The sequence below is a fragment of the Planococcus sp. CP5-4_YE genome, assembly GCF_019042655.1.
Classification (GTDB): domain Bacteria; phylum Bacillota; class Bacilli; order Bacillales_A; family Planococcaceae; genus Planococcus.
This window is the reverse complement of record NZ_JAHPZO010000003.1, coordinates 373,969-386,107: the sequence shown is the minus strand read 5'-3', so window position 1 is coordinate 386,107 and position 12,139 is coordinate 373,969. Positions and strand designations below refer to the sequence as shown.

Genomic DNA, 12,139 nt, shown 5'->3' with positions numbered 1-12,139 from the left:
TTTAACTAAACCGAAGGAGGAAACAGAATGGATTGGTCAATCTTGCTTTACATTGCCGCGATTGTTGCCGCTGTTGGATTTTTAATTCTATGCATAGCGCTGGCGATGACCTTGAATTCACTCAAGAACACATTAAAAGAGGTTTCCGGCACTGTTTCAGGGCTGGAGAATCAATTGCAGGGAGTCACGTTGGAAACGACGAACTTATTGCATAAAACGAACGAACTTGCCGAAGACATCACGGTCAAATCAGAAAAATTGAACGGTGTCGTCGATGCAGTTAAAGGCGTCGGAAACTCAGTAACAGACCTGAACTCAACAGTTCGCCACATTACTTCACGCGTCGGCGTGCAAGTCGAGCAGAACGAAGACAAAATTGCTCAAGTGGTCCAATGGAGCAATGTTGCGATGGGCATTGCAGATAAATGGAAAGAGCGCAAAGTGTACCAAACACGCAGTACAGAGCAATACACGCCAGTGCCTGGCCAGAAGAAATTGCCAGGCAGCAGCGACCAGTATTAATACCATCACATCACTAACATAATGGAGGAATGGACAATGGGAAAAAACAAAAATACGTATTCAAAACCTGATTATAATGAATCCCAATACAATGGCGAGTATTATACGCAAGGCGGTAAGTATAGCGACCAAGGTGGGCAATACGAACAAAGCCAATATGTGCCTCAATCATATGGGTCATCAAGCCGCTATGACGATCTTTACGATTACGAAGAGTCGAATGGCGGATCTGGCTTCCTAACAGGCATGATCGTCGGCGGTCTTGTCGGAGCGGCGGCAGCATTGTTCTTCGCGCCTAAAGCAGGCAAGGAATTGCAAGCTGACTTGAAGACGCAGGCGAATACCATCAAAGAAAAAGCGCAACAATCGAAAGACTCAAGCGATTCAAATGAAGGTCCTGGCTTTACACAGCAATTGAAAGACCAGTCGACAAAAGTGGTCGATAAAGTAAAGAATATGAAAGGCAGCAATTCACCGATGGATGACGGCACTGCTTCATCTGAAGGGGAGGAAAGCGTAGAATTGCTGGAAACAGTTCAAAACAAAGTCGATAATGGCGACAAAGCTGGAAACGATGCGTTCACATCTACAGCCAATGCTTTAAAAGAAGCGGTTGAAGAAGTGAAGGAAGAAAACAAATCAAGCCATAACGACTCGAAGACATCAGCAGGTACTAATGCCTCTGCAAGCCTGCAAGGTTCGGCTGATACAAAATCTTCCTCAAGCGCTAAAGGCTCTACATCTTCACAAGGATCTTCATCTGCCAAAGGATCTTCAAATTCACAAGGATCCTCAAATTCGCAAGGATCTTCAAATGCAAAAGGGTCTTCGAATTCACAAAGCAATCAGAACAAAAAGAATTAATTTTGGGAGCGGTTGAAATGGAAAACTTTATACATGTGAGAAACTTGGATGAGCTTAAGCAAGCGGTAGGCAACGAACAGCATTATTGGCTGCTCAAACATAGCAGCACTTGCCCGATCTCAGCAGGCGCATGGAAAGAATATTCAGAGTATGCATCATTGCATCCCCATCAGCTATTCCTTTATCTGGTTGTTCAGGAAGATAAAGAACTTTCGACATCAGTTGAAGAAATCACTGGGGTTCGCCATGAGTCTCCTCAACTCTTCCATTTTGCTAGCGAGCAAGTTGACTGGCATGCAAGCCATAACAAAATCAAAAGCAAAGCAATGGAGGAATTCATCGCCTAGACCAAATGTATAAACAGGAAATGCGGATGGATTTCTTCCATCCGTTTTTCTATGGAAAAAATATTTTCTAAGATGGCTGTACGCCCGCTACGAGGGCATTCTTCCTTTACTAACTGTCGTGAAAACGCTTTAGCGCGTTGAATCGCTAAACAAATCTCGTGACTTTGCTGAATAGTTTGCTTATAATGGTCATATCGTGTTAATATGACAGCTATTATAGCGTCACTCTTGAAAGGGGAAGTGGAGAATGAGTCAGACAGAATTGGAACAGCTTAGAGAACAAGTGGATGCAGTAAACCTGCAAATTCTTTCTCTTATCAACGAGAGAGCTTCCGTGATCCAAGAGATCGGGAAAATCAAGGAAAAGCAAGGCGCTACAAAGTACGATCCTTTACGCGAGCGTCACATGCTTAACTTACTGAAAGACAATAACGGTGGACCGCTTGATCAAAAGACGGTCGAACACATCTTCAAAGAAATCTTCAAATCGGCACTTGATATGCAAGAAGAAGACAGCCGCAAAGCATTGCTTGTTTCTCGTAAGAAGAAAGCGGAAGACACAATTGTTTCCGTCAATGGCGAAAACATCGGCGAAGGCGCACCATCTTTCATCTTCGGCCCTTGTGCAGTTGAGTCACAAGAACAAGTTGACCAAGTAGCACAGGCCATTAGCGATAAAGGCTTGAAATTGATCCGTGGCGGCGCATACAAACCCCGCACATCACCATATGATTTCCAAGGCCTAGGCTTAGAAGGATTGAAGATGCTTAAAAAAGCAGCTGATCAATACAAGCTGGGCGTTGTTTCTGAAATCGTTACACCTCACCATTTGGAAGAGGCGCTTGATTACGTAGACGTTGTCCAAGTTGGCGCACGCAATATGCAGAACTTCGAATTATTGAAAGCAGTTGGCCAGATCAACAAACCAGTGCTCTTGAAGCGTGGCATGTCTGCCACTGTAGATGAGTTCATCAAAGCAGCTGAATATATTATCGCCAACGGAAATGACCAGATCATCCTTTGCGAGCGAGGCATCCGCACATACGAAAAAGCAACGCGCAACACGCTTGATATTTCAGCGGTGCCGATCTTGAAACAAGAAACGCATTTGCCGGTATTCGTAGATGTTACGCATTCTACAGGACGCCGCGATTTGCTACTGCCTGCTGCTAAAGCAGCAATCGCAATCGGAGCTGACGGCGTAATGGCAGAGGTCCACCCAGATCCTGCAGTCGCACTTTCTGACGCTCAGCAGCAAATGAGTTTGCCGCAATTTGATGAATACTACGATTCATTGATGAAATTCATGAAGCAGTATGAATTGAAAGTATGAGTAAAAGCCGGACTCGTTCCGGCTTTTTTGTGTTTTAAAAGGCAAACAGCGGGAAAATATTATGGAATAAGGGCTTAAAGAGGACAGTTTCATGAACTTTTCAGGTAAGTACTGCTGCACTACATAATAAGAGTTGATATTCATAAAGCGGTTATCGTATTATTGAATGAAAGAATGGAACAGGAGGGCGCAAAATGACCGTTACGATTTATGATGTGGCACGTGAGGCAAATGTTTCCATGGCTACTGTTTCCCGAGTAGTGAATGGCAACCAGAATGTAAAACCGGCCACAAGAAAAAAAGTAATGAAAGTAATCGAAGAACTCGGCTATCGTCCGAATGCCGTAGCTCGCGGGTTGGCGAGCAAGAAAACAACGACGGTCGGCGTCATTTTACCGGATATATCAAATAGCACGTATTCTGAATTGGCACGGGGCATCGAAGATATCGCGACAATGTATCGCTACAATATCATCCTGTCAAACTCTGACCAAAACCCGAACAAAGAGCTTCAATTGCTTGAAACGATGCTCGGTAAGCAAGTGGATGGAATCGTCTTCATGAGCGATGTGATTTCCGATGAATTGCGCAAGGAGATGGAACGTTCCCCGACACCGATCGTATTGGCAGGGTCACTCGATGATACAGCATCGATTGCTACTGTGAATATCGATTATTACGCGGCGGCCTATGAAGCTGTGCAAAAATTCATCGATGGCGGCCATAAGAAGATCGCTTATATTTCAGGGCCCTTGTCTTCTGAAATTAACCGTGAACATAAGCTAAAAGCCTATCAAGATGCATTGCAGGAGGCAGGGCTCGATTATGACGAGCGCCTTGTCGTCGAATGCAATAACACATATGAAGAGGGCCTTGAAGCCGTTAGTACGTTGGAATCCATTGAACCGACAGCGTATTTTGTCAGCAATGATGAAATGTCGATCGGCGTCATCCATGCAGTGGAAGCGCTCGGTAAAAAGATTCCAGAAGATGTGGAAGTGATCACTTATGAAAACTCTAAGCTCGCTCGTATGGCTAGACCGATGTTGACGGCTGTGGCACTGCCGCTTTATGATATCGGGGCGGTGTCGATGCGCTTGTTGACAAAATACATGAATAACGAAGAAATTGAAGAAAACCAAGTCGTGTTGCCTTATCGCCTTGAAGAACGCCAGTCGACTAGACATGAGTAGCCCTTATTATGTCGTTGGTCAATAGAAAACCGCCCTTGCGACGGGATTGAATCCAATCCTCAAGCAAGGGCGGTTTTTTATTCAAGCTGCGGAATATTCCGACTACATAACTCGTGATTTACTGGTTGCGAATCATATATAATGCTTTATCGAGCATTTGCTGGTTTTTTTCGGTGATTTCCTCTTTTCGGGGAATCGGCTTATACATATTCTCTGGATCTTCCCATGTATCGATCAAGGGTACAGGGGAATCGGGCTGCCAGCGTTTGAGCCATGTTTCAGGCAGCTTCCCGTGTGGCAACGGATTGCTGCTCATTTCCATCCATAACAACGACCAGGCACGCGGTACGACCCGCCAGATATCATAGCCGCCGCCTCCGACCGCAATCCACTTGCCATCGCAAAACTCATGCGCCAATTCATGGGCAATCTTCGGGATTTCGCGGTAAATTTCCATCGTGCTGCTCAGATGGGTCAAGGGATCCAAATAATGCGCATCGGCGCCATTTTGGCTTAAAATAACATCTGGCTTGAAATGTTCGACGATTTCACGCATGGCTGTCCGGTAAATGTCCAGAAATGATTCGTCCTCCGTGAAAGCATCGATCGGGAAATTGAACGAAGTGCCATAGCCTTGGCCGCTTCCGCGTTCGTTGATATTGCCGGTACCAGGGAAGAGATAGCGGCCTGTTTCATGGATCGATACTGTGCACACCTCTGGATCGTCATAGAAGCACCATTGCACGCCGTCACCATGATGCGCGTCCGTATCGATGTACAATACGCGTGCGCCGTATTTCTCTTTTAAATAATGGATGGCAACAGAGCTATCATTATAAATACAAAAACCAGAAGCTTTTCCACGAAAGCCGTGATGCAAGCCGCCGCCAAGATTCAGGGCATGTTCCGCTTTGCCTTCCATCACTTGATCAACTGCTGTCAACGTGCCGCCGACCAAACGGGCACTCGCTTCGTGCATATTCTCGAAGATCGGTGTATCTTCTGTCCCGATGCCGTAACCTTCTCCGGCTTCTGGCGTGACTTCGCCGCGGCTCGCTTTTTTCACGATGTCTATATAGCGCTGGTCATGCGCGAGCAAGAGTTCTTCATCTGTTGCAGTCCGTGCTGGCACAATCAAATCCTCTGGAAGGGCTTCCATTTCCCGGAGCAAATCAATCGTTAAAATGAGCCGTTTTTGGTTGAACGGATGCGTTTCAGAAAATTTATACCCCAATTGATCTTCTGAATAGATAAAGACAGCGTGTTTTTTCATTCTTGCATGAGATTCGGCCATAGGACATCGAAACCTTCTTTGCGCAGATCTTCAATAATGGAAATGGGGTTCATCGTTTTGATGCGGAATGCCAGGATCTTATTGGAATTATCTTCGCGGTCAGGGTAGACAAGGACGCTCAATACATTGACTTTGTGATTGTAGAACACCTTGCTCACTTCATAGAGTGCGCCTGAACGGTTGGGAACTTTGATTTCGATTTGAGAGCCGGGCTGATGTGCGCCGGTCAATTCGATATAGGTATACAACAAGTCGGTTTCCGTGAGAAAGCCAACAAGTTCATTTTGGCTGACGACTGGCAGGCAGCCAATCTTTTGTTCATAAAACAGCAAGGCGATCTCTTCGACAAAATCGAGAGGATGGGCGATCATCGGATTTTTGGTCATGATCTCCGATACTTTCTTTTTATACGGTTCGCCTTTCGGGGATACCGTGAACATGGAAGGCATCGCATCTTTCAAGTCACGGTCGGTGACGATGCCGACCACTTTCCCGTCATCGACGATGGGAGCATGGCGGATCCGTTTTTCTTCGAACAGATTCAGCACGTCTTGAACGGTCTGGTCTGAGCGCAGCGTAAAAACATCTTTCTTCATGATTTCTTCTACTAGCATACAAGCACCCCTTTAATAATCAGTACATATAGCGGTTCATGAAACGCAGCTGGTCGAACTTTTGGATCGATTCTGTGTCGACACGAGAACCGATGCGCGCCATCAAGGTGTTAGCAGGATGCGAGCTGATTTCGGGATCATCTGTAGCGAAATATTCGAGACCGCCCGCTTGCATCATCTTTTCCATGATCTTGCGGTATTCCCAGACATTCAGCCCAGTTCCTTTTAAATCCCAATGCCAATAGTATTCGGTCGTGATAACAATGAAATCGTTGAAAGCATCATCCATCATCGATACTTGGAGCAATGCTTTGCCGACGCCGGTGCCTCGGTATTTAGGAATGACTTCGATTGCGCCGAGTTCGATCAAATTTTCCATTTTCCCTTCAGACCAGCGCTCAAGCGGGTCTGGGTAGAGGTATGTAACATACCCAACGATCATGTTCTGGTGGCGCGCAATCAAAATGCGCCCTTCCGGCAAGTCCGCAATTTCTGTGACAGCTTTATGCTGCTGTTCCGGTGGGCGGAAAGCCACCAAGTCTTCATGGAAATCAAGCTCTTTTAATTCCTTGGATGGGACCGGCCCTTCGATGATGAGTGGCCCGTGTTTCGTTTTTAATTCCATCGCATTATACGTCTTCTTATGTTCCATCATTTCACCGCCTGTGGTTGCAATTAGCTTCATTATACATGAAGGGCGGAAGGAAAAGAAAGTTGCTTGGATAAATACACCGTATTTTCTAAAGAATTAAAATTATTAGCATTTCACTTCCAGGTTGATGTAGAATATAGAGAAACACAGGGAAAGGGTGATTTATGTGAAAGTGGAAGCGTTACCAGCAAAACCAGGGAAGCATTATTTACATAATTACGAAGAGCAGTCGGCGAGTTTCGATTGGTCCGAAGTTGAAAAAGAGTTCAGCTGGTCCCAAACCGGTAAAATCAATATGGCCCACGAGGCGATTGACCGCCACGCTGAATCGGATCGCAAAAACAAAGTCGCTCTTTATTATAAAGACCAGCATCGTCATGAAACCTATACATTCTATGAGATGAAACGCATGACGAACCGCGCGGCGAATCTGTTGAAATCGCATTCCGACTTGGAGAAAGGAGACCGTATCTTCATCTTCATGCCGCGTTCCCCTGAACTGTATTTCCTCATGTTTGGTGCATTGAAGATGGGCTTGATTGTCGGGCCGTTATTTGAAGCCTTCATGGAAGGGGCTATCTACGACCGTCTGGATGACAGCGACGCAAAATCGATCATCACGACACCGGAATTGCTGCCGCGCATCCCTAAAGACCGCCTTCCGAATTTGAAGACGATCTTCCTCGTAGGAGCGGAAGGAGCCGAAGAAAGCAATGGCCAAGTCGATGTGCTCAAGCATCTCGACTCCTGCTCGGATCAATTCGATGTCGAATGGCTCGAAAAAGAAGACGGATTAGTGCTTCATTATACTTCCGGGTCTACAGGAAAACCGAAAGGCGTCCTGCACGCGCAATATGCCATGGTGCAACAGTATCAGACAGGGAAATGGGTTCTTGACTTCCAGGAGCAAGATATCTATTGGTGCACTGCTGACCCAGGCTGGGTGACAGGTACGGCTTACGGCGTATTCTCCCCATGGTTGAATGGTGTCACGACAGTTATTTTAGGTGGACGCTTTTCTCCGGACGCCTGGTATCAAGCGATCGAAGATTTCGGCGTCACTGTTTGGTACAGCGCCCCGACAGCGTTCCGTATGTTGATGGGCGCAGGAGACGCTTTAGTAAAAGAATACGATTTGTCGACATTGCGGCATGTTTTATCGGTCGGAGAACCTCTTAACCCAGAGGTCGTCAAATGGGGTGCGCAAGTTTTCGATAAACGCATCCACGATACATGGTGGATGACGGAAACGGGTGCGCAAGTCATTTGCAATTATCCTTCCATGGCGATCAAGCCAGGTTCGATGGGCAAACCGATTCCGGGCCTTCAAGCGGCGATCGTAGATGATCAAGGCAAGGAATTGCCGGCCAATCAAATGGGCAACCTGGCGATTAAAAAAGGTTGGCCATCCATGATGCGCCAGATTTGGAATAACCCGCAAAAATACGATTCCTATTTCTTAAATGACGAGTGGTATGTGTCCGGCGACTCGGCGTATATGGATGAGGATGGATATTTCTGGTTCCAGGGACGAGTGGACGATGTCATCATGACGTCAGGCGAGCGTGTCGGGCCATTTGAAGTCGAAAGCAAACTGCTCGAGCATCCGGCTGTTGCTGAAGCGGGTGTCATCGGAAAACCTGATCCGGTGCGCGGGGAAATTATCAAAGCGTTCGTCGCGCTTGTTGAAGGCTACGAGCCAACCGATGAACTAATCGAGGAGATCCGGCAGTTTGTCAAGAAAGAACTGGCTGCCCATGCAGCACCGCGCGAAATCGAATTTAAGGACAAGCTTCCTAAAACGCGAAGCGGCAAAATCATGCGCCGCGTACTGAAAGCGTGGGAATTGGATCTGCCAACTGGTGATCTGTCCACAATGGAAGATTAAAAAAAGCCCTTCTGCTAAATGCAGAGGGGCTTTTTTTATGCTGCGTCTTCTTCACTATCCGGAGCTTCCGTGTCCGGTTCTGACGGCTCTTCAGGTTGTTCCGGTTCTTCAGGTGGTGCTTCTTCCACTTCTTCCGGTTCTTCTTCCGGTTCTTCTGGAGCTGGAGTTTCTTCGGCCGGTTGTTCCTCAGCCGGTGCTTCTTCAGGCTCAGCATCCGGTTCCTGTCTTTCTGTTTCTTGCGCTGGCGCCGGAGTTTCTTCTCTTTCCGGTTCCGGTGCAGGAGCAGCTTCTGGTTCTGGTGTTGGTGTTGGTTCTGGAGCTGGTTCCGGTTTTGGCGCCTGAATCGTTACGCCATTGGACGCTGACGATTGACGCCCTGTAATGTCAACTGCGACAACTGTATACGTTCCTGGACCAGGTGCGCGATAGAAGTTGCTGCTCGATTCAGAAACAGAAGCCACTCTACTCCCACTGCGGAATACGCGATAGCCAACGACATCGTTCGAAGCGGAATCGCTCCAAGTGATCGTGCGTCCATTGATCGATGTGCCGACAGGGGCAGGGGCCGCACTGTCTGCATCAAACTTAGCGCTGGAAACTACGTTGCTGAAGCGTGAACTGCCAGGGAATAGTTTACCAGCATCTCCACCAAATGGAGCGAGCATGCGGTCGACGTATTCTTCTGAAACGCCTAGGCCGCCGCCTGAAACAAATTCACTTGGCGTATTTGATAGGGCAGCATAGCGTTTGCCGTTGATCGTCGTGTACGACCCGCTGCTTAAGCTGTCATCGCCATCTTTTGGCGTCATGATATCAGCGATGAATAAATCGGAACGGACTAAGCCGGCTTTCGTGCAAGCATCGTTCGGAGCGAATCCGGAGATGCCACAGAATGAGCGGGAGACAACGCCTTCAGGTTCCTGGAATTTATCGCCGGAGCCGATGGCGTCAGGTACCACGTCATACGTTGCATTCATTAAGTTAGCCCATAATTGATTAACACGGACAGATGGCTGCAAGTTCTGGTTTTTGAAATTATCCAGAGAGTATTTCTCTTTATCGTAGCCGAGCCACACGCCCATCGTGATGTTCGGGTTATAGCCGACGAGCCAAACGTCGCGTGTCTCTTGTGTCGTTCCGGTCTTGCCGGCAAAGTCCGCGTTGAACTTCAGCATGCCGTTTGCACGGTTGGCTGTTCCGCGGTCTGTCTTGAAGACGTCGCGCAGCATATCAGTCAATACATAAGAAGCTTGAGGCGTGAAAACATCTTTCGCTTCGGCTTCGTGTTCATAAATGACATTGCCATCCGCATCTTCGATTTTATCAATCATCGTCGTTTCCATATGCTTGCCGCCATTGGCAAGAGCCGCATAGGCGTTCGCGACTTCCTCAACGGAGCCTTCGATGCCGCCTCCAAGTGCTGAGGAAACGACGCCATCACCTTCGTCTACGCGCGAAAAGCCATTATCGATCAAGTATTGGATTGGCATATCATCGCGCATTTGCGCAAACAAGCGTAAAGCGGGAAGGTTCTGCGATTGCGCAAGAGCATCGCGTGCCGGCATGATGCCTTGTTCGCTTGTCGGTATGAAGTTTGTCGGTTCATAAGAATCGCCATTATCATTCATGGTGAACTTGACATCAACCACCGGGCTGCCGGCGCCGATTAAACCATTTTCCAGTGCAGGGCCGTAGACAAGCAATGGCTTAACGGTCGATCCAATCGAGCGATAGGCCTGCGTTGCGTGGTTCAAGTTCTCGATTTCATGGTCACGCCCGCCGACAAAGCTCAAGATCCGGCCCGTATCGTTTTCCAAGGTGACGCTGCCGACTTGCACAGGCAATTGGCGGGTTTGGGTTTCGCCGTCTTCATCGATATAATCTTCGGATAGGGTCGTGCCATATCCTTGATAGGCTTTCTGCGTTTCTTCTTGTGCTTCGTATAATTCTTTATTGATACTGGAATGGATGCGGTAGCCGTTCGACCGGACAGCACGGTCCGCTAAAATCGCATATTCCTCATATAAGTTTTGGTCTTGATCGAGATTTTCAGGGTCTACACCGTTTTGTTCCGCTAAGACATCCATAATAATGCGGGTGGCACGTTTCTCTAATTCTGCCGTTACAAAAGGATGGTCCTCGTATGAACGGGTTTCGCCTTCACGAAAATCCGCTACGATGTCGTACGTTAATGCTTCTTCATATTCAGCTTCTGTAATATAGCCCGTTTCAAGCATCCGGTAGAGGACCGTCTTCATCCGGTTCAAGCCCGGTGCTAATCCTTCTTCTTCCTTTATTGCTCCAGTATTCGTATAAGGAGTATAACTAAACGGTGCTTTCGGGATCCCGGCGATGAATGCCGCTTGCGGCAAGTTCAATTCGCTGGCTGGGACATTGAAGATCCCTTTAGCCGCCGTCTCGATTCCTGCAATATTTGTGCCAGCTGAATTTCGGCCATATGGAATGATGTTCAAATAAGCTTCCATGATGTCTTCTTTGTTCATGAATTTCTCGAGACGCATGGCCAAAAGAATTTCTTTTGCTTTACGTTCGTAAGAGACTTCGTTTGTCAAAATTTGGTTTTTGATTAATTGCTGTGTCAAAGTTGAGCCGCCGGATTGGCTGTCTGAATTGGAAACATCCTGGAATAATCCACGCATGATTGCTTTTGGGACAATTCCTTCGTGTTCAAAGAAATACTCATCTTCAGTAGCCAGTACTGCATCTATGGCAGTATCGGAGACGTTTTCCAAAGTCGTTTCTTCACGGTCCAGGTCGGTCTGCAATTTGCCGAGATACGTATTGTCGGCAAAGTACAATTGGGAAGTTTCTTCATAGCTATAGATGTCTGACAGCATTTCATCTTCGGTTCGCAACTGTTCTTCATCCACTAGGGAAGCGAAATAGCCAGCTCCTGCCGATGCGGCAAACACGCCGCCTGCCACCAGTATAATAGCTAGAATGATTGCCAAATTCCAAATGACTCCCGTGGTGATTTTAAATCGCTTAAACCACTTATGGGAAGTCCATCTATCGGTTGTTGCCTCTGCCTTCAATAACCATCTTCTTAATTTATCTTGCACATTATCCCCCTCCTAAAAATCTTTTCCATTATAGCATAATCCGATAATTGAAACGAAAGATATTGACAATCTTTAGGATTCAAGTAGACTACAGTATAGAATCTTCATAATCAAACGCAGAAAGGCCCGCAGTAGGGCATGCAATTTTGAAACCAGAGAGCCGGTGGAAGGTGTGAACCGGCCAAAGTGCATGCTTCGAATTACAGGTCTGGAGTTTGCGGAAGTGCCCCGTCTGGCACATTCGAGTGGGAGGATGCGTCCTCCAAGCTGGGTGGTACCGCGCATATGCGTCCCTGCATGAATTGCATGCAGGGGCTTTTTTGTGTCCCGGCAATCAGGCGAAGCAGAA

General features: G+C 47.3%; 10 protein-coding genes. 6 read left to right on the top strand and 4 right to left on the bottom strand.

What is annotated here, in order from left to right:
* Positions 1-27: 27 nt before the first annotated feature.
* The 5 genes from KTG14_RS06285 (at position 28) to ccpA (ending at position 4,259) form a co-directional block, all read left to right on the top strand.
* Positions 28-522, top strand: coding sequence for a DUF948 domain-containing protein (locus KTG14_RS06285; RefSeq protein WP_216970123.1), 495 nt, complete (start codon positions 28-30; stop codon positions 520-522).
* 36 nt (positions 523-558) lie between these two features.
* Complete coding sequence (locus tag KTG14_RS06280) at positions 559-1,386, top strand: YtxH domain-containing protein (protein WP_216970122.1); 828 nt, start codon at positions 559-561, stop codon at positions 1,384-1,386.
* A 17-nt stretch (positions 1,387-1,403) separates the two neighbouring features.
* The gene (ytxJ, locus tag KTG14_RS06275) at positions 1,404-1,733 is read left to right on the top strand and encodes a bacillithiol system redox-active protein YtxJ (RefSeq protein WP_216970121.1); all 330 of its coding nucleotides are present in this window, start codon (positions 1,404-1,406) and stop codon (positions 1,731-1,733) included.
* A gap of 247 nt (positions 1,734-1,980) precedes the next feature.
* Complete coding sequence (locus tag KTG14_RS06270; RefSeq protein ID WP_216970120.1) at positions 1,981-3,066, top strand: bifunctional 3-deoxy-7-phosphoheptulonate synthase/chorismate mutase; 1,086 nt, start codon at positions 1,981-1,983, stop codon at positions 3,064-3,066.
* A 194-nt stretch (positions 3,067-3,260) separates the two neighbouring features.
* The gene (gene ccpA, locus KTG14_RS06265) at positions 3,261-4,259 is read left to right on the top strand and encodes a catabolite control protein A (protein ID WP_216970119.1); all 999 of its coding nucleotides are present in this window, start codon (positions 3,261-3,263) and stop codon (positions 4,257-4,259) included.
* 118 nt (positions 4,260-4,377) lie between these two features.
* Here the strand turns inward: ccpA and KTG14_RS06260 are convergent, their stop codons facing one another.
* Genes KTG14_RS06260 through KTG14_RS06250 form a run of 3 tightly spaced genes read right to left on the bottom strand, consistent with a single transcriptional unit; the run spans position 4,378 to position 6,819 of the window.
* A complete protein-coding gene (locus KTG14_RS06260; protein ID WP_254178008.1) occupies positions 4,378-5,553 on the bottom strand; it encodes an acetoin utilization protein AcuC in 1,176 nt (391 codons plus the stop codon).
* Positions 5,529-6,167 carry an acetoin utilization AcuB family protein gene (locus KTG14_RS06255; RefSeq protein ID WP_216970118.1) on the bottom strand — a complete coding sequence of 213 codons (639 nt, stop codon included), beginning with the start codon at positions 6,165-6,167 and terminating at the stop codon, positions 5,529-5,531. Before KTG14_RS06255 ends, KTG14_RS06260 begins: the two co-directional genes overlap by 25 nt.
* A gap of 19 nt (positions 6,168-6,186) precedes the next feature.
* Entirely contained in the window at positions 6,187-6,819 is a 633-nt protein-coding gene (locus tag KTG14_RS06250; RefSeq protein WP_216970117.1) for a GNAT family N-acetyltransferase, read from the bottom strand.
* Positions 6,820-6,985: 166 nt separating this feature from the next.
* Here KTG14_RS06250 and acsA point away from each other — a divergent pair, with 166 nt between their 5' ends.
* On the top strand, positions 6,986-8,707 hold the full coding sequence (gene acsA, locus KTG14_RS06245; RefSeq protein WP_216970116.1) for an acetate--CoA ligase: 1,722 nt from the start codon (positions 6,986-6,988) through the stop codon (positions 8,705-8,707).
* Between the two features lie 35 nt (positions 8,708-8,742).
* Here acsA and KTG14_RS06240 read toward each other — a convergent pair whose 3' ends face one another.
* Entirely contained in the window at positions 8,743-11,790 is a 3,048-nt protein-coding gene (locus tag KTG14_RS06240; RefSeq protein WP_216970115.1) for a transglycosylase domain-containing protein, read from the bottom strand.
* Positions 11,791-12,139 lie beyond the last annotated feature (349 nt).

Bases quoted from the DNA above. Each gene is read 5' to 3' on its own strand.
- KTG14_RS06270 (WP_216970120.1), top strand. From the start codon at position 1,981: ATGAGTCAGACAGAATTGGAACAGCTTAGAGAACAAGTGGATGCAGTA.
- KTG14_RS06280 (WP_216970122.1), top strand. From the start codon at position 559: ATGGGAAAAAACAAAAATACGTATTCAAAACCTGATTATAATGAATCC.
- KTG14_RS06250 (WP_216970117.1), bottom strand. From the start codon at position 6,819: ATGGAACATAAGAAGACGTATAATGCGATGGAATTAAAAACGAAACAC.
- KTG14_RS06255 (WP_216970118.1), bottom strand. From the start codon at position 6,167: ATGCTAGTAGAAGAAATCATGAAGAAAGATGTTTTTACGCTGCGCTCA.
- ytxJ (WP_216970121.1), top strand. From the start codon at position 1,404: ATGGAAAACTTTATACATGTGAGAAACTTGGATGAGCTTAAGCAAGCG.
- KTG14_RS06285 (WP_216970123.1), top strand. From the start codon at position 28: ATGGATTGGTCAATCTTGCTTTACATTGCCGCGATTGTTGCCGCTGTT.
- ccpA (WP_216970119.1), top strand. From the start codon at position 3,261: ATGACCGTTACGATTTATGATGTGGCACGTGAGGCAAATGTTTCCATG.
- KTG14_RS06260 (WP_254178008.1), bottom strand. From the start codon at position 5,553: ATGGCCGAATCTCATGCAAGAATGAAAAAACACGCTGTCTTTATCTAT.